The following is a 15,940-nucleotide window of genomic DNA, read 5'->3' on the forward strand; positions in this document are numbered from 1 at the left end:
TACCCTTCTGAGTTCAGAGGTTATTCATGTCCTGGCATTCCTTCAAACAGACTTACCTGGTTAAGTTCTGGTCACCTGTTCCGGCCGTTATCGCGGCAGGCATTCTCTCTACCTATTATTTCGGTATTACCGGCACCTTCTGGGCTGTTACGGGCGAGTTTACCCGCTGGGGTGGGCAGCTATTACAGCTGGCAGGCGTTCATGCCGAAGAGTGGGGTTACTTCAAACTGATCCATCTTGAGGGCTCACCGCTGACCCGCATCGACGGAATGATGATCATTGGCATGTTTGGCGGATGTTTTGCGGCCGCGCTGTGGGCCAACAACGTTAAGTTGCGCATGCCGAAAAGCCGCATCCGCATTATGCAGGCCGTGGTCGGCGGTATCATTGCCGGGTTTGGCGCCCGCCTGGCGATGGGCTGTAATCTGGCCGCGTTCTTTACCGGTATTCCGCAGTTCTCGCTGCATGCCTGGTTCTTTGCCGTCGCCACCGCCATAGGCTCATATTTCGGTGCAAAGTTCACCCTGCTGCCACTGTTCCGCATTCCGGTGAAAATGACGAAAGTTAGCGCTGCATCTCCGTTAACGCAAAAAACCGATCAGGCGCGTCGTCGCTTCCGCCTCGGTATGCTGGTCTTTTTTGCTATGGTTGCCTGGGCGATTTGCACGGCGATGAATCAGCCCAAACTCGGTCTGGCCATGCTGTTCGGCGTCGGCTTTGGTCTGCTGATTGAACGCGCGCAGATCTGCTTTACCTCCGCGTTTCGCGATATGTGGATCACCGGACGTACCATGATGGCGAAAGCCATTATTGCCGGGATGGCCGTGAGCGCGATCGGGATCTTTAGCTATGTTCAGCTCGGCGTTGAGCCGAAAATCATGTGGGCCGGTCCTAATGCGGTCATTGGCGGGCTGCTGTTTGGTTTTGGCATCGTGCTGGCGGGCGGGTGTGAAACTGGCTGGATGTATCGCGCCGTGGAAGGCCAGGTGCATTACTGGTGGGTTGGTCTGGGTAACGTGATTGGCTCAACCCTCCTGGCGTACTACTGGGATGACGTCTCTCCAGTACTGGCAACCAACTGGGACAAGGTCAATTTGCTGAATACCTTTGGTCCACTCGGGGGGCTCATGGTGACCTACGCCCTGCTGCTTATCTCCTTCTTACTGGTTATTGCGCAAGAAAAGCGCTTCTTCCGGCGTGCCACCGTCAAAACTGAAACTCAGGAGAATGCCGCATGAAAGAGATCGTGCCTGATTATCGTCTCGATATGGTGGGTGAACCCTGCCCTTACCCGGCCGTTGCCACGCTTGAGGCGTTACCGCAGCTTAAGAAAGGTGAAATTCTGGAAGTGGTGAGCGATTGCCCCCAGTCGATCAATAACATTCCGCTTGATGCCAAAAATCACGGCTATACCGTGCTGGATATCCAGCAGGACGGACCAACGATTCGTTATTTAATTCAGAAGTGATTTCACGATCGAAAAAGGCCTCTCAGAGGCCTTATCTAGTTTACTGGCTTTGGCCACCGTCGTCGTCTGAGTTTCGGCAGGCATGAATGAGTGGTGAGACGTGTTCCGCAAACGGAACAGATAGCACCGTGAGGTAGGCTATGTGCTGGGCTGAACGTCGTGAACTGAAACTGTTTACCTGCACAAACCGGACACTCAAATTTAATGTTGGGGATATCCCCTCCAGCCAGGTATGTGGAACAACCACCATACAGCAATCCCCGGCTGACCGGGGATATATCTTCTGTCAGAAACGATAACCTGCTGAGAACATAAATACCCATGGATCCAGACGGGTACTGATACTCTGCTGCTCACCGCCAGCTTTAAAGCGCACGTCTGTATCAATGTCCATATACCAGACCGAGGCGTTGATCAGCCAGTCACGGTTAATCAGATAATCCAGACCAACCTGCCCCGCCATGCCCCACGAGTCTTTCAGGCTGAGATCGGATAGCCCAGCCTCTTTACCGGTATCGTTAAATTTCTCTTCAAAGAAGGTGGTGTAGTTAACGCCTGCACCAATATAAGGGCGTAACTTGCTGCTGGAATCGCCGAAGTACCACTGCGCCATCAGGGTTGGTGGTAAATGGTGCACCGTAGCAATGTCCCCGGTCGGCCCTAAACCGACGCGGTGACGGAATGGCGTGGCGGCCAGAAGCTCAACGCCAATGTTATCCGTAGCCATATACGTGAATGTCAGGCCTAACTGGGTGTTATTGCTGACGCTAAACCCGCCCATACCCAGTACATTGTCGGAACCTTCCGTTGGACGCACCGTTGCCGAACCGGCACGAATAAAGAATTCACCTGCTTCATGTGCGTACGCGCCGCCAGAGAGACTGCTTAAGATAAGGGCTGCCACCGCTAATTTTTTCATATCCGCTCCATCGTTGTGGTTTTAATTGCGGAGGAGAATATACTCACAAATGAGTAATAAGTGATCTAACACAGATCACATTAAAACCAGTAAGTTAACATTCATTGATCTAGGTTAATTTTTGGTGACGCCTCATAAAGCAATAAGTTGTTACCGCGTCAATTTTTGGCATTTCATAGTTAAAAAATTTTCTGTTTTTCCTCTCTTGCGCTTCCTGTAGCGGCTGGATAATTTATCGCTCTCACAATCTGATTTGATGCGTTCTACTTTTGCAGGTGTGCCATGAGTGATCATAACCCGTGCATGACGTGCGGAGCCTGTTGTGCGTATTTTCGAGTCTCTTTCTACTGGGCTGAAGCCAGCGATGGCGGCGGCACCGTTCCGGTTGATCTCACTGAACCCTTGACCCCTTTCCTGCGTTGCATGCGCGGCACCAACCAAAAACAGAGCCGCTGTGTGGCACTGCAAGGTGAACCTGGGGTATCCACCCGCTGTTCCATTTACGCGGATCGCCCCAGCCCGTGTCGCACTTTCGCGATGTCGGGAGTGGATGGGCAGGTCAATGAGGCATGCAATCGCGCCCGCGCCCGCTATGGATTACCGCCGCTTTACAAAGATATGCTTTTCCATACAAGCCTTGATGCTGCCACCAGCGTGTTATCCGGTGTACAATTGCCGGCTAATTAACACCTGCAATACTCAAGGAGAGTGCATGTCTATCACGGCGAAGTCTGTCTACCGTGACACGGGAAATTTTTTCCGCAATCAGTTCGTTACTTTTTTACTGATCGCGTTGTTGTGCGCCTTTATTACGGTGGTGCTGGGTCATGCGTTCTCACCCAGTGATGAACAGATTGCCTCGCTGAGCCAGGGGGATCATCTTGCAGGCAGCGCAGGGTTATTTGACCTTGTGCAGAATATGACGCCAGAGCAACAGCAAATCTTGCTGCGTGCATCTGCGGCATCTACCTTCTCGGGGCTAATCGGCAACGCCATTCTGGCGGGTGGCGTGTTGCTGATGATCCAGCTGGTGTCTGCCGGCCAACGCGTCAGCGCGTTACGTGCCATCGGGGCCAGTGCTCCGGTGCTGCCGAAACTGTTTATCCTCATCTTCCTGACTACGCTGCTGGTCCAGATGGGGATAATGTTGGTTGTCGTTCCGGGCGTGCTGCTGGCTATCGTGCTTTCATTTGCGCCAGTAATGGTTGTGCAGGACAAAATGGGTATTTTCACCGCCATGCGCAGCAGTATAAGGCTCGCGTGGGCGAATATGCGTCTGGTCGCCCCGGCCGTTATCAGCTGGTTGCTGGCCAAGACTCTACTGTTGCTGTTTGCGCCGAATTTTGCGGTATTAACGCCAAACGTCGGCGCGGTTGTCGCCAATACGCTGAGCAATCTGATTTCAGCTGTACTGCTGGTCTATTTGTTCCGCCTGTACATGTTAATTCGTCAGTAACCGGGATCGCAGAATGAAGCAGTTTCTTGATTTTTTACCGCTGATCGTATTTTTCGCTTTTTATAAGTTGTACGACATCTATGCCGGCACGCTGGCGTTGATTGTGGCAACGGCTGTGGTGCTGATTTACAGCTGGGTTCGCTATCGCAAAGTTGAAAAGATGGCGCTCATCACTTTCCTGATGGTGGCGGTGTTTGGTGGTCTGACGTTGTTCTTCCACAATGATGAATTTATCAAATGGAAGGTCACAGTGATTTACGGCCTGTTTGCGAGCGCGCTGCTCATCAGCCAGTGGGTGATGAAGAAGCCGCTGATCCAGCGCATGCTGGGGAAAGAACTGACGCTGCCGCAGGCTGTGTGGGGGCGTCTGAATATCGCCTGGGCGCTATTTTTTATTCTGTGTGGTCTGGCGAATATCTATATCGCATTCTGGCTGCCGCAGAATATCTGGGTCAACTTCAAGGTGTTTGGCCTGACGGCGCTGACCCTTATCTTCACCCTGCTCAGCGGCGTTTATATTTATCGCCACATGCCGCAGGATGACAAGCACTGATCCTTCTGGCCAGATCGTCACGCGGTCTGGCCTCTTTTCCCGCCTTCTCTTTTCTCCACAATCTTCCTGCGAAAATGTCTGAATCATGAAGATTTTATGGAGATTGCTGTCGCTTTATTGTAATGAGAATCACTATCATTAATATTCTTCATCGCATTTTTAACAAATGGAAATGAGTTGATGAATAACATAATAAGATTTGCCCCGGCTACACTTACACTCGCCATTTTTTCAACGCTATACCAGAGCGCGCACGCAGCGGAAGATCCTCTCGCCGATGGTGAAACAATGGTCGTTCAGGCAACCGCTGAAGAGGCCCTAAAGCAACAGCCGGGGGTTTCCATCATCACGGCAAAGGACATAGAAAAGGATCCACCGGTTAACGATCTTTCGGAAATTATTCGCAAAATGCCCGGGGTTAACCTCACCGGAAACAGCGCGACAGGCAGTCGTGGTAACAACCGTCAGATCGACATCCGCGGTATGGGGCCAGAGAACACGCTGATTCTGATTGACGGTGTGCCGGTGACGTCACGTAACTCGGTACGCTACAGCTGGCGCGGGGAGCGCGACACCCGCGGGGACACCAACTGGGTTCCGCCAGAGATGGTTGAGCGTATTGAAGTGCTCCGGGGACCAGCTGCCGCCCGCTATGGTTCGGGGGCTGCCGGCGGCGTCGTCAACATCATTACCAAACGCCCGTCCAACGACTGGCACGGCTCCCTCTCCCTGTACACTAACCAGCCTGAAAATGATAAAGAGGGGGCGACGAAACGCGCTAATTTTGATCTGAGCGGCCCCCTCGCGGGAGATGCGTTAACGATGCGCCTGTACGGGAACATCAACAAAACCGACGCAGATGCTCAGGACATCAACACCGCGCAAAACGGCTCTTACGCCGCCGGGCGAGAGGGCGTACGTAACAAGGACATTAATGCCCTGCTCTCCTGGAAACTCACGCCACAGCAGATTATCGATTTCGACTACAGCTACAGCCGCCAGGGCAATATCTACGCGGGTGATACTCAATACAGCAACAGCAACGTCAGCCCTGACGGTCTGGTGTCGTCCCTGTATGGACACGAAACCAACCGAATGTACCGCCAGTCTTATGGCATTACGCACAACGGCATCTGGGACTGGGGTCAGTCAAAGTTCGGGGTTTATTATGAAAAGACCAACAACACCCGACTGGAAGAAGGCTCTACGGGCAAAGTTGAAGGGATGATCAATAGCGATAAATACGATACCAGCCGGCTGGAGTCATACCGTTCAACGGGTGAACTGAACATTCCTTTCTTCTGGCTGGTCGAACAGACGCTAACCGTGGGTGCAGAATGGAACCGTGATGAACTGAACGATCCGGCCTCAATGCAGTCGACAAATGTGTCGGGAGAAGTGATTAACGGCGTTCCCGGCACGGCTTCTGAGCGCAACAGCAAAAACAGCGCTGACCTCACCGGCATCTATCTTGAGGACAATATTGAAGCGCGTCAGGGCACCAACCTGATCCCAGGGCTCCGCTTTGATTATCACAATCAATTTGGCAGCAACTGGAGTCCGAGCCTGAACCTCTCTCAGGATTTGGGTGACATGTTCAAGGTTAAAGCGGGTATCGCTCGGGTATTTAAAGCGCCAAACTTGTATCAATCCAGCGAAGGCTATCTGCTTTCCACCCGCGGCAATGGCTGCCCGAATAACGTTTCCGAAGGAAGCTGTTATCTGTTAGGTAACCCGGATCTAGATCCGGAAATCAGCGTGAACAAAGAGATCGGCCTGGCCTTTGCCCTGGAAGGCTACGAGGCTGGAATTACCTGGTTCCGCAATGATTACAAAAACAAGATCGTTTCAGGAACGGACGTGCTGGGGCAGACAAGCAGCGACGCAAATATCCTGCAATGGGAGAACGGCGGTAAGGCCGTTGTTGAAGGGCTGGAAGGCAACCTCACCGTCCCTGTTATTCGCGACACGCTAACCTGGCGTACTAATGCGACGTATATGATTCAGTCTGAAAGTAAAGACACCGGTAATCCGCTGTCGATTATCCCCAAATATACCGTCAACACCATGCTGGACTGGGAGGTTAACAGCAAGCTTTCAGCCAACGTAAGCTGGACGATGTACGGCCGCCAGAAGCCCAGAGAAAACGCTGAAATCCGCAAAGAGGAAAATGCGATGTCCAACAGAGAGATCGGCGCGTATTCCATCGTGGGTATCGGCAGTAACTATCAGCTGACCAAAAACCTGCGCCTGAATGCCGGCATCAGCAACCTCTTTGACAAGCAGATTTACCGTGAAAATGACGGTGCATCTACCTATAACGAACCGGGCCGCGCCTATTACGCTGGCGTAACCATGTCCTTCTGACCTTCAGGCGCCCGCGCTGCGGGCGCTAACCCTATTCTCTCCAGCCAGAAATCATAGTAGCATCCCGCCTGAAGTCTTCAGTTACGAGTTTAAAAACAATGACAACAAATGACGCCCCACAGGGCGAACTGGTTTTACGCACACTGGCAATGCCTGCGGATACGAATGCCAATGGCGATATTTTTGGCGGCTGGTTAATGTCGCAGATGGATATGGGCGGTGCAATCCTGGCAAAAGAGATTGCACACGGGCGCGTGGTAACCGTCCGGGTCGATGGCATGACCTTCCTGCGCCCTGTCGCGGTGGGGGACGTGGTGTGCTGTTACGCACGCTGCGTAAAACGCGGCAATACGTCTATCTCCATTAACATTGAAGTATGGGTGAAAAAAGTCTCTTCTGAACCGATTGGTCAGCGCTATAAGGCGACGGAGGCCCTGTTCATCTACGTGGCAGTGGATAGCGACGGTAAGCCCCGCCAGCTCCCACGGAGCTGATCCTCAGGTAAAAAAAAGCCTCCTTGCGGAGGCTTCTTTTATTCCATCTGTGCCCCGCCGTTCAGGCGGAAGACAATATTTACAATCAACCCATTGCCGGGTTTACCGGCTTCATAACGCCACCTGCGCATGGCCGATTTAACTTCGCGTTCAAACATATTCGCCGGCTGTGCGGACAGGATTTCCACGTTATCCACACGTCCATCAGCCGTAACGTCGAATTTCACCCGTACACGCCCTTCAATACGTAACGCCTGAGCACGTGCCGGATACTGCGGCTGGTTACGGCTCAGCGCGCGCGGGCCCGCTGGCGCCGTTACCGTCGGTTTTGTCGCGGTCGTGGTGTTACTCATCAGCGGACGTGACGGGGCGGCATTTTCAACCGGCTGCGTGGTGCGTGGCTCAACCGGACGCACTTCGCGTTTCGGACGCTCTTCCACCTTTTTGACCGGCTTGGGTTTTGGCTTCGGCTTAGGTTTCGGCTCTGGCTTATGGATCACCACCGGCGCTTCTTTTGGCGGTTCAGGAATCGGCTCGGGTTCCGGCTCGGGTTCAACAACGGGCTGTGGCGGCGGCGGCGCAACCTGCGGCGGTTCAAGATCCGCGGGCGATACCATGGTCACAGAAATTGGCTGCGCTGGCGCTGGCATTTCAATAACCTGATGAACCGAGGTATAGAGCAGACCCGCCACGACAGCACCGTGAATAACGACGGAAAGCAGCGTCGGCCATGGAAAGCGGCGAGGTAAATCAAGGGTCATCGAAGTCATAATCATCAACGTTAAAAAACCGAACCTCGATTTTAAATGCAAATAGCAATCATATTCAATAAGACACTTTGTCCTGGCGCAATTTAAGCGTATAAGAGGGCAAAAAAGGGGCATCCAGATCAGGGTTTTAACATTGTTATTATCTTTACATTGCAGTCATTTGTGCTTTCACATAACGTAAATGTCACTTTTACCGGTTAAGGAGCTTTGCCGTGCTTTATGTGATTTACGCTGAAGATGTACCTGATTCTCTGGAAAAACGTCTTTCCGTTCGCCCTGCCCATCTGGCGCGTTTACAGCTGCTACAGGATGAAGGTCGGTTGCTGACCGCAGGCCCGATGCCTGCCGTTGACAGCAACGATCCGGGAGCAGCGGGTTTTACCGGCTCCACGGTGATTGCCGAGTTTGAATCTCTGGAAGCCGCGCAGGCCTGGGCAGAAGCAGACCCGTACGTCGCAGCAGGCGTGTACGAGAAAGTCACGGTTCGCCCGTATAAAAAAGTGTTCTGAAATGAAAGGCTCCCTCGGGAGCCTTTTCTTCATTCAGTGCAGCGACGCCAGCCTCGCCGCAAATCCAACAAACAGCAGGCCTATCAACCCATTCCCCAGCTTCGCCAGTTTCTTTTTGGTTTTCAGGTAACGCGTGACAAACGCGCCTGAGAAAATGAGGAAGCTCATGTACATGAAGCTGATTAGCTCAAGCGTTGTGGCGAGGATCAGGAACGACGTGCCGGTATTCTTCGCATTGACATCAATGAACTGCACGAAGAACGATACGTAAAAGAGAATCGCTTTCGGGTTCGTCAGGCTCAGCACCAGCGAACGCTTAAGGATCGCGCTTGCCGGTTCGGCGCTACTTTCGTGCGCATTTTTTTGACGTGTCATAACGGACCAGAGCATTTTTCCGCCGAGCCACAGCAGATAAAACGCCCCAAGATAGCGGACAATATTAAATAATACCGGAGTGGTCTGGATCAACGCGGCAACGCCCGCCCAGGCCAGAAACATCAGCACGGCATCACCAATAAACACACCGGTGGCTGCCAGATAGCCTTTCTTAACGCCGTGGCCAATCCCTGTTTTCAGCACAAACAAGGTGTTCGGTCCTGGAACCAGCACGATAAAAAATGCGCCGACAACATAGGTCCAGAAATTCAGTACACCAAACTCCGCAAACACGTCTCACTCCTTTTGCTCAAAAACAGCGGGGATACCGGTAATAACGGTATCCCCTGAATCAGTTGCGCTATTGTACGCCGTTATAGCCATCAAGATAAGTCGCGGCCAGTTCGTTACCAAATAATATGGCGTCTTTACTGTCCATGTCCGAAGACCATTTATCCTTCGCGTTGCCTGCGTACAATTCCTGCGACTTCGCATTTTCTTTCAGCTGATCGCGAATGCTTTGCGCGTATTCACTGGCTTCAGCCTGAGTCCGCCCTTCCGCACGGTCAGCTTTGCCCCGGGCATAAAGCTCGCGGAACTGCGCTACGTTCAGGTGATAATTTTTCTGCACGCTGGAGGTGTAATTGCCGCCAGTAAAGCTGGACTGATGCGACACGAAATAAAACGCGTGCCGTTCGGGTGAGGTTTTGCTACTGGCACAACCGCTTAATATTGCAATCCCGAAGAGTGCTGCCATCACTTTTACGTTCATCCTTTTTTCCTTTAATAAAGCCAATGTATTCCCCACGCAAAAACATAATCTGCCAATGAGGAAAATGACGAAAGTCCTAAACCTTCCCTGAGCGCATCCAGCGCCAAAAGTGCAATAAAAATCCAGAGATAAGGATTCATCTTTTAATATCATGACGTTATGGGGGCGTAGTATATCGTGGAAAGCAGACGGGAGGAGACTGCAAAGATTGATAGTCTGGATGTTTAATGGGCACCTTTACGGTGCCCCTCATGCTTTTCAGATATCCTGGACCGCGAACAGCAGCGCGTTACGGTGTCTGTTCAGGCCACATTTTCTGATGGCGTGGATACGCATATTGCGGCGGGATTGTGCTTCCAGCCAACGAGCCTTACGACGACTCACCTGTCGCAACATGCGCCAGCGCCCTACTTCAGTTCTACTGCGCTTCATGTCTACAACTCTTTCTCTAACAGAGATGCCATTATATGCCTAAGCAGGCGGCAAACCAGCGCTTTTATCTGCCGTTTTTATTTGCCAGATGAATCCTGATGCGTAAACTCATAACAATACGCTTTCAAAAGGATTTTTTATTTATGACAACCTTCTACACCGTGGTGAGTTGGCTGGTCATTTTAGGATACTGGCTGTTAATTGCCGGGGTGACGTTGCGCATTCTGATGAAACGCAGAGCGGTGCCTTCCGCCATGGCCTGGCTTCTGATTATCTACATTCTGCCGCTGGTGGGCATCATCGCCTATCTCTCTTTCGGTGAACTTCATCTGGGTAAACGCCGGGCCGAACGCGCCCGTGCCATGTGGCCCTCCACGGCAAAATGGCTTGCCGACCTTAAAGCCTGCAAGCATATCTTCGCCGAAGAGAACAGCAGCGTGGCCGCATCTTTGTTCAAGCTGTGCGAACGCCGCCAGGGCATTGCTGGGGTAAAAGGCAATCAGCTGCAACTGATGACCTCTTCCGATGACGTGATGCAGGCGCTGATCCGTGATATCCAGCTCGCCCGGCATAATATCGAGATGGTGTTTTATATCTGGCAGCCGGGCGGCATGGCGGACCAGGTCGCCGAATCGCTGATGGCCGCTGCACGTCGCGGTATCCACTGCCGCCTGATGCTGGACTCCGCCGGCAGCGTGGCCTTTTTCCGTAGCCCATGGGCAGGCATGATGCGCAACGCCGGTATCGAGGTGGTCGAGGCGCTGAAAGTGAATCTTATGCGCGTCTTTCTGCGCCGCATGGATCTTCGTCAGCACCGGAAAATGGTTCTGATCGATAACTATATCGCCTACACCGGCAGCATGAACATGGTCGACCCCCGCTTCTTTAAACAGGATTCCGGCGTGGGGCAATGGATCGATTTGATGGCTCGCATGGAAGGTCCAGTGGCAACCTCTATGGGCATCGTCTATTCGTGCGACTGGGAAATTGAAACCGGTAAACGCATTCTTCCCCCGCCGCCGGATGGCAATATCATGCCGTTTGAGGAAGCCAGCGGGCACACTATCCACACTATCGCCTCCGGTCCTGGCTTCCCGGAAGATCTGATCCATCAGGCACTGCTTACCGCCGCGTACTCCGCGCGGGAATATCTGATCATGACCACGCCCTATTTCGTCCCCAGCGACGACCTTCTGCACGCCATCTGTACAGCGGCACAGCGCGGAGTGGATGTGAGCATTATTATGCCGCGCAAGAACGATTCGCTGCTGGTCGGGTGGGCAAGTCGCGCGTTCTTTAGTGAGCTGCTGGCCGCGGGCGTTAAAATCTATCAGTTCGAAGGCGGTCTGTTACACACCAAGAGCGTGCTGGTAGACGGAGAGCTGAGCCTGGTGGGTACCGTCAACCTCGATATGCGCAGTCTGTGGCTAAATTTTGAAATTACGCTGGTCATTGATGACGCCGGTTTCGGCGGCGATCTGGCGGCGGTTCAGGATGATTATATCTCCCGCTCACGCCTGCTGGACGCCAGACTGTGGGCGAAACGTCCGCTGTGGCAGCGAATTGCCGAACGACTGTTTTACTTCTTTAGTCCGTTGCTGTAAAACGTGCCCAACGATGTTTAACAGGTAGTCATCATGGAAATGGATCTGAACAATCGCCTGACCGAAGACGAAACGCTCGAACAGGCCTACGATATTTTTCTCGAGCTGGCGGTCGATAATCTCGACCCTGCTGACGTCATTCTTTTCAACCTGCAATTTGAAGAGCGTGGCGGTGCTGAGCTGTTCGATCCGTCTGAAGACTGGGCCGAACACGTCGATTTTGATCTCAACCCGGACTTCTTCGCTGAGGTGGTAATTGGCCTGGCAGATGAAGACGGCGGAGAAATTAACGACATCTTTGCCCGCGTCCTGCTGTGCCGCGAGAAAGACCACAAGCTGTGCCATATTCTCTGGCGTGAATAATAAAAAAGGCTGCCCGCGCAGCCTTTTTTATTTAATCCGGCAAGGCATTTCCACAGCGGTGACAAAACCGCGCCCCGGGTTCATGATTTCCCTGCTGACAATTCGGACATTTGCGTTGCTGCTTGCTGTTCTGGAAGGCGCTGCTCATATGGGTGGTAATTAGCCCCGTCGGTATCGCTATCACCGAATAACCGATCAGGATAAGAACCGATGCCACAATACGTCCGAGCGGCGTATGCGGTGTAATATCGCCATAGCCCACGGTGGTCACCGTGACGATAGCCCAGTAAACCGACGCATTAAGCGTGGTAAACCCGTATTTTGGCCCTTCGATTAAATACATCAGGGAGCCAAAAACGATCATCACGATAGCAATAAACGAATAGAAGAGAATAAGCTGGTGGCGGGCGCTGACAATGGCGACCCAAAAAACCCTCAGCGACGGCATAAAGCGCAGCAGCTTCAGAATTCGTAACACACGAATCGCCCGCATTGCGCGCCAGGCAAACACATAATTCAGGCTGATCTCAGGCCACAGCCACATGACATACAGCGGCAGGATAGTGGCTAAATCAATAAATCCCCAGAAGCTGAAAACGTATTTCGCCGGATTTGGCCAGCTAATGACCCTCAGCACATACTCTGCGGTAAACACCAGCGTGACGATCAATTCCAGCCAGACAAAAACGTGCCACTCCTCATACGTCATGTGGTACTGCGTTCCGGCACCGGATTCGATAAAGATAATAATGACGCTAATCAGCGCAAATAAGCCACACAGACCCTCGAAACGGCGACCGGAAACCGTTTCTGGATCAAATAAAAGGTGATAAAGCCGCTGACGGGCCGACGTGAATAATCGCGACACATTAACCTCTAAAAAATAAGGGCTGACATCATGTCAGCCCTTGCGATTATAACGGGTCTACTTTCAGGCAGGAAACCGCATGTCGGAAACTGCCCTCCAGAACCGGCCGTGTTTTTGCACATTCCGGCCCGGCTATTGGGCATCGCGTACGGAATACGCAGCCTGAAGGCGGGTTGATTGGCGAAGGCAGTTCACCTTCCAGAAGCTGAATGGTTTTATTTTTTTCCAGATCGGGATCCGGAACGGGAACCGCAGACATCAGCGCTTTGGTATAAGGGTGCAGCGGATTATGGTACACCTCATCATACGTGCCCAGTTCCACGGCGTGGCCCAGATACATGACCAGCACACGGTCTGAAATGTGTTTTACCACCGCCAGATCGTGGGCGATGAAGATCAGCGACAGCCCCATTTCCCGTTGCAGTTTCTGTAGCAGGTTAACCACCTGGGCCTGGATGGAAACGTCCAGCGCCGAAACCGGCTCATCACAGATAATCAGTTTCGGTTCAAGGATCAACGCGCGTGCGATACCGATACGCTGGCACTGACCGCCGGAAAACTCGTGAGGGTAGCGGTTGATGAGGTTAGGCAACAGACCCACCTTCAGCATCATCGCTTTCACCCGATCGCGAACTTCCTGGCGCGGCATCTTCGGATGATAGGTGCGCAGCGGCTCGGCAATGATTTCGCCAATGGTCATACGCGGGTTCAGGGACGCCAGAGGATCCTGGAAAATCATCTGGATATCACTGCGCACATTGCGCCATTCATCCGGCTTCATCCCCAGCAGATCTTTGCCAAGCCAGGCCACTTTCCCGTCGGTGGCTTTCACCAGGCCGATGATCGCACGCGCAAATGTCGACTTGCCGCAGCCGGATTCGCCCACCACGCCCAGGGTCTCCCCTTCGTACAGGCGTAGCGTGACGCCATCCACCGCTTTCAGGGTTTTGGCTGGCTGCCAGAACCACTGTTTACCGTCTTTGATATCGAAATGGACCTTCAGGTCAGCGATTTCGAGCAGCACATTTCTTTTTTCGTCGATTGCGTTCATACCAGCTCCTCCAGCGGCTTAAAGCAGGCGCGTAGACGGCCTGGGGCAAACGCTTCCAGCGGCGGTGCGCTGTTACAGATTTCCATCGCATGCGGACAGCGTGGCTGGAACGGGCAGCCTTTTGGCAAACGCAGCAGGTTTGGCGGGTTGCCCGGGATAGTCAGCAGCGACTCCCCTTCCGCATCGAGGCGCGGTACGGCATTCAGCAGCCCGATAGAGTACGGGTGGGCTGGCTGGTAGAACACATCGCGGGCATTACCGTATTCCATCGTGCGGCCTGCATACATGACTAACACTTTGTCGCAGATCCCGGCAACGACGCCTAAATCGTGGGTGATCATGATGATGGCGGTGTTGAACTCACGCTTCAGCTCGTTCAGCAACGTCATGATCTGCGCCTGGACGGTCACGTCGAGAGCGGTGGTTGGTTCATCAGCGATCAGCAGTTTTGGCCGGCAAAGCAATGCCATCGCGATCATGACGCGCTGACGCATACCGCCGGAGAACTCGTGCGGATACATGCGCATGCGCTTGCGTGCTTCAGGCATTTTCACCGCATCCAGCATTTTGACGGACTCTTCAAACGCTTCGGCTTTGCCCAGCCCCTTGTGGAGCATCAGCACTTCCATCAGCTGTTCACCCACCCGCATATAGGGGTTCAGGGAGGTCATCGGATCCTGGAAAATCATTGAAATCTGCTCGGCGCGCAGTTTGTTCAGCTCATGTTCCGGCAAATTCAGGATCTCTTTCCCGTTAAACGTCGCCGAACCCCCTATCACGCCGTTTGATGCCAGCAGGCCCATCAGCGCGAATGCGGTCTGGGATTTACCGGAACCGGATTCGCCCACAATGCCCAGCGTTTCACCGGCACGCAGGTCGAAGTTGAGATCGTTAACGGCAGTCACATCACCGTCGGGGGTTTTAAACGTCACGCGGAGGTCTTTAACGTCCAGCAGTGCGCTGGTCCGCTGTTGCGCCTGTGGCGCGGTTGCCGTTTCAATAATGGTCATGACGGCGCTCCTTAGCGGTCTTTCGGGTCGAGGGCATCACGCAGGCCATCGCCGATAAAGTTGAAACAGAACAGGGTGACGACCAGGAAGCCCGCCGGATACAGCAGTAACCACGGTGACACTTCCATGGAGTTTGCGCCGTCACTTAACAGAGCGCCCCAGCTACTCAACGGCTCTTGCGTACCTAATCCCAGGAAGCTCAGGAAAGATTCAAACAAGATCATACTTGGCACCAGCAGGGAGGCGTATACCACCACCACGCCCAGCACGTTAGGAACGATATGACGCACCACAATATTGGCGGTAGAAACGCCACCAACCTGTGCGGCTTCGATAAACTCCTTACGTTTAAGGCTCAGCGTCTGGCCGCGCACAATACGCGCCATATCCAGCCAGGACACCATCCCGATCGCCACGAAGATCAGCAGGATATTTTGACCAAAGAAGGTCACCAGCAGAATGACGAAGAACATGAACGGGAAGGAGTTCAGGATTTCAAGCATACGCATCATCACGGAGTCCACTTTCCCGCCGAGGTAACCGGAAAGCGAACCGTAAAGCGTGCCGACAATTACCGCCACCAGCGCCGCTGCGATGCCAACCATCAGGGAGATACGGCCGCCAATCGCCACACGCACCAGCAAATCACGCCCGGAGGAGTCGGTACCGAAATAGTGCCCGGATTCCATATCCGGCGCGCTGGACATCATGCCCCAGTCCGTATCGAAATAGGTGAACTGAGAGAGCATTGGTGCCAGGGTTACGAACAGCGCGATAAGCACCAGCACGACCAGGCTGGCAACGGCGGCACGGTTATGCATAAAACGACGGCGGGCGTCTTGCCAAAGGCTACGACCTTCGACCTCCAGCTTTTCACTGAAGTTTTCCAGCGCCTCGCTGTTTTTCTTACTCAACATCATGGCGTGCTC

The 15,940-nt window shown here is 53.2% G+C and carries 19 protein-coding genes and 1 pseudogene; 10 read left to right on the plus strand and 10 right to left on the minus strand.

Going from position 1 to position 15,940, the window contains the following annotated elements:
• The first annotated feature begins 26 nt into the window (after positions 1-26).
• Both yedE and yedF read left to right on the plus strand, forming a co-directional pair.
• Positions 27-1,238, plus strand: a complete 1,212-nt coding sequence (yedE, locus tag INF86_RS14975) for a selenium metabolism membrane protein YedE/FdhT (protein WP_063147221.1) — start codon at positions 27-29, stop codon at positions 1,236-1,238.
• A complete protein-coding gene (yedF, locus tag INF86_RS14980) occupies positions 1,235-1,468 on the plus strand; it encodes a sulfurtransferase-like selenium metabolism protein YedF (protein ID WP_003856774.1) in 234 nt (77 codons plus the stop codon). The genes yedE and yedF overlap by 4 nt, the downstream gene beginning before the upstream one ends.
• 286 nt (positions 1,469-1,754) lie before the next feature.
• Here yedF and ompW read toward each other — a convergent pair whose 3' ends face one another.
• Positions 1,755-2,387 carry an outer membrane protein OmpW gene (ompW, locus tag INF86_RS14985; RefSeq protein WP_063147220.1) on the minus strand — a complete coding sequence of 211 codons (633 nt, stop codon included), beginning with the start codon at positions 2,385-2,387 and terminating at the stop codon, positions 1,755-1,757.
• 282 nt (positions 2,388-2,669) lie between these two features.
• Between ompW and INF86_RS14990 the strand changes: the two genes are divergently transcribed.
• From INF86_RS14990 to yciA, 5 genes are all read left to right on the plus strand, one after another.
• On the plus strand, positions 2,670-3,074 hold the full coding sequence (locus INF86_RS14990; RefSeq protein ID WP_045621607.1) for a YkgJ family cysteine cluster protein: 405 nt from the start codon (positions 2,670-2,672) through the stop codon (positions 3,072-3,074).
• 25 nt (positions 3,075-3,099) lie between these two features.
• Positions 3,100-3,843: a YciC family protein gene (locus INF86_RS14995; RefSeq protein WP_023300270.1), complete on the plus strand. Its 744-nt coding sequence runs from the start codon at positions 3,100-3,102 to the stop codon at positions 3,841-3,843.
• A 13-nt stretch (positions 3,844-3,856) separates the two neighbouring features.
• Positions 3,857-4,396 (plus strand): septation protein A, encoded by a 540-nt coding sequence (locus tag INF86_RS15000; RefSeq protein WP_193543673.1) that lies wholly within the window; start codon positions 3,857-3,859, stop codon positions 4,394-4,396.
• 180 nt (positions 4,397-4,576) lie between these two features.
• Entirely contained in the window at positions 4,577-6,763 is a 2,187-nt protein-coding gene (locus INF86_RS15005; RefSeq protein ID WP_155024837.1) for a TonB-dependent siderophore receptor, read from the plus strand.
• A 98-nt stretch (positions 6,764-6,861) separates the two neighbouring features.
• Positions 6,862-7,257, plus strand: a complete 396-nt coding sequence (yciA, locus tag INF86_RS15010) for an acyl-CoA thioester hydrolase YciA (protein WP_022648341.1) — start codon at positions 6,862-6,864, stop codon at positions 7,255-7,257.
• 38 nt (positions 7,258-7,295) lie between these two features.
• On the opposite strand, the gene tonB is transcribed toward yciA, so the two are convergent.
• On the minus strand, positions 7,296-8,018 hold the full coding sequence (gene tonB, locus INF86_RS15015) for a TonB system transport protein TonB (RefSeq protein WP_032622462.1): 723 nt from the start codon (positions 8,016-8,018) through the stop codon (positions 7,296-7,298).
• A 221-nt stretch (positions 8,019-8,239) separates the two neighbouring features.
• Between tonB and INF86_RS15020 the strand changes: the two genes are divergently transcribed.
• Positions 8,240-8,536 (plus strand): YciI family protein, encoded by a 297-nt coding sequence (locus tag INF86_RS15020; protein WP_003856755.1) that lies wholly within the window; start codon positions 8,240-8,242, stop codon positions 8,534-8,536.
• A gap of 33 nt (positions 8,537-8,569) precedes the next feature.
• Here INF86_RS15020 and leuE read toward each other — a convergent pair whose 3' ends face one another.
• The 4 genes from leuE to INF86_RS15035 all read right to left on the minus strand — a co-directional run bounded on the left by leuE (position 8,570) and on the right by INF86_RS15035 (position 10,115).
• Positions 8,570-9,205, minus strand: coding sequence for a leucine efflux protein LeuE (gene leuE, locus INF86_RS15025; RefSeq protein ID WP_006810877.1), 636 nt, complete (start codon positions 9,203-9,205; stop codon positions 8,570-8,572).
• 67 nt (positions 9,206-9,272) lie between these two features.
• Positions 9,273-9,683: an Exc2 family lipoprotein gene (locus INF86_RS15030; RefSeq protein ID WP_023300275.1), complete on the minus strand. Its 411-nt coding sequence runs from the start codon at positions 9,681-9,683 to the stop codon at positions 9,273-9,275.
• 11 nt (positions 9,684-9,694) lie between these two features.
• Positions 9,695-9,823: a KPN_01571 family protein gene (locus INF86_RS22645; protein ID WP_209662595.1), complete on the minus strand. Its 129-nt coding sequence runs from the start codon at positions 9,821-9,823 to the stop codon at positions 9,695-9,697.
• Positions 9,824-9,941: 118 nt separating this feature from the next.
• Positions 9,942-10,115: a YciY family protein gene (locus tag INF86_RS15035; protein WP_017384232.1), complete on the minus strand. Its 174-nt coding sequence runs from the start codon at positions 10,113-10,115 to the stop codon at positions 9,942-9,944.
• 143 nt (positions 10,116-10,258) lie between these two features.
• Here INF86_RS15035 and cls point away from each other — a divergent pair, with 143 nt between their 5' ends.
• Both cls and INF86_RS15045 read left to right on the plus strand, forming a co-directional pair.
• Complete coding sequence (gene cls / locus INF86_RS15040; RefSeq protein WP_022648349.1) at positions 10,259-11,719, plus strand: cardiolipin synthase; 1,461 nt, start codon at positions 10,259-10,261, stop codon at positions 11,717-11,719.
• 33 nt (positions 11,720-11,752) lie between these two features.
• A complete protein-coding gene (locus INF86_RS15045) occupies positions 11,753-12,082 on the plus strand; it encodes an HI1450 family dsDNA-mimic protein (RefSeq protein WP_006810881.1) in 330 nt (109 codons plus the stop codon).
• Between the two features lie 31 nt (positions 12,083-12,113).
• Here the strand turns inward: INF86_RS15045 and INF86_RS15050 are convergent.
• The 4 genes and pseudogenes from INF86_RS15050 to oppC all read right to left on the minus strand — a co-directional run bounded on the left by INF86_RS15050 (position 12,114) and on the right by oppC (position 15,931).
• A pseudogene (locus tag INF86_RS15050) lies at positions 12,114-12,982 on the minus strand (ion transporter).
• A 14-nt stretch (positions 12,983-12,996) separates the two neighbouring features.
• Positions 12,997-14,001, minus strand: coding sequence for a murein tripeptide/oligopeptide ABC transporter ATP-binding protein OppF (gene oppF / locus INF86_RS15055; RefSeq protein WP_022648351.1), 1,005 nt, complete (start codon positions 13,999-14,001; stop codon positions 12,997-12,999).
• A complete protein-coding gene (locus INF86_RS15060) occupies positions 13,998-15,011 on the minus strand; it encodes an ABC transporter ATP-binding protein (protein ID WP_017384234.1) in 1,014 nt (337 codons plus the stop codon). Before INF86_RS15060 ends, oppF begins: the two co-directional genes overlap by 4 nt.
• An 11-nt stretch (positions 15,012-15,022) precedes the next feature.
• Positions 15,023-15,931 (minus strand): oligopeptide ABC transporter permease OppC, encoded by a 909-nt coding sequence (oppC, locus tag INF86_RS15065; protein ID WP_015570372.1) that lies wholly within the window; start codon positions 15,929-15,931, stop codon positions 15,023-15,025.
• Positions 15,932-15,940: the final 9 nt, after the last annotated feature.

Source organism: Enterobacter cloacae complex sp. I1M (assembly GCF_014982425.1).
Taxonomy (GTDB): Bacteria; Pseudomonadota; Gammaproteobacteria; order Enterobacterales; family Enterobacteriaceae; genus Enterobacter; species Enterobacter intestinihominis.

What these genes read in the sequence shown, in the direction of transcription:
- ompW (WP_063147220.1), bottom strand. Translation starts at nt 2,387, where the DNA reads ATGAAAAAATTAGCGGTGGCAGCCCTTATCTTAAGCAGTCTCTCTGGC.
- oppF (WP_022648351.1), bottom strand. Translation starts at nt 14,001, where the DNA reads ATGAACGCAATCGACGAAAAAAGAAATGTGCTGCTCGAAATCGCTGAC.
- INF86_RS15030 (WP_023300275.1), bottom strand. Translation starts at nt 9,683, where the DNA reads ATGAACGTAAAAGTGATGGCAGCACTCTTCGGGATTGCAATATTAAGC.
- INF86_RS15005 (WP_155024837.1), top strand. Translation starts at nt 4,577, where the DNA reads ATGAATAACATAATAAGATTTGCCCCGGCTACACTTACACTCGCCATT.
- yciA (WP_022648341.1), top strand. Translation starts at nt 6,862, where the DNA reads ATGACAACAAATGACGCCCCACAGGGCGAACTGGTTTTACGCACACTG.
- INF86_RS15035 (WP_017384232.1), bottom strand. Translation starts at nt 10,115, where the DNA reads ATGAAGCGCAGTAGAACTGAAGTAGGGCGCTGGCGCATGTTGCGACAG.
- INF86_RS15060 (WP_017384234.1), bottom strand. Translation starts at nt 15,011, where the DNA reads ATGACCATTATTGAAACGGCAACCGCGCCACAGGCGCAACAGCGGACC.
- cls (WP_022648349.1), top strand. Translation starts at nt 10,259, where the DNA reads ATGACAACCTTCTACACCGTGGTGAGTTGGCTGGTCATTTTAGGATAC.
- tonB (WP_032622462.1), bottom strand. Translation starts at nt 8,018, where the DNA reads ATGACCCTTGATTTACCTCGCCGCTTTCCATGGCCGACGCTGCTTTCC.
- yedF (WP_003856774.1), top strand. Translation starts at nt 1,235, where the DNA reads ATGAAAGAGATCGTGCCTGATTATCGTCTCGATATGGTGGGTGAACCC.
- INF86_RS14990 (WP_045621607.1), top strand. Translation starts at nt 2,670, where the DNA reads ATGAGTGATCATAACCCGTGCATGACGTGCGGAGCCTGTTGTGCGTAT.
- INF86_RS15000 (WP_193543673.1), top strand. Translation starts at nt 3,857, where the DNA reads ATGAAGCAGTTTCTTGATTTTTTACCGCTGATCGTATTTTTCGCTTTT.
- yedE (WP_063147221.1), top strand. Translation starts at nt 27, where the DNA reads ATGTCCTGGCATTCCTTCAAACAGACTTACCTGGTTAAGTTCTGGTCA.
- INF86_RS15045 (WP_006810881.1), top strand. Translation starts at nt 11,753, where the DNA reads ATGGAAATGGATCTGAACAATCGCCTGACCGAAGACGAAACGCTCGAA.
- INF86_RS22645 (WP_209662595.1), bottom strand. Translation starts at nt 9,823, where the DNA reads ATGAATCCTTATCTCTGGATTTTTATTGCACTTTTGGCGCTGGATGCG.
- INF86_RS14995 (WP_023300270.1), top strand. Translation starts at nt 3,100, where the DNA reads ATGTCTATCACGGCGAAGTCTGTCTACCGTGACACGGGAAATTTTTTC.
- oppC (WP_015570372.1), bottom strand. Translation starts at nt 15,931, where the DNA reads ATGATGTTGAGTAAGAAAAACAGCGAGGCGCTGGAAAACTTCAGTGAA.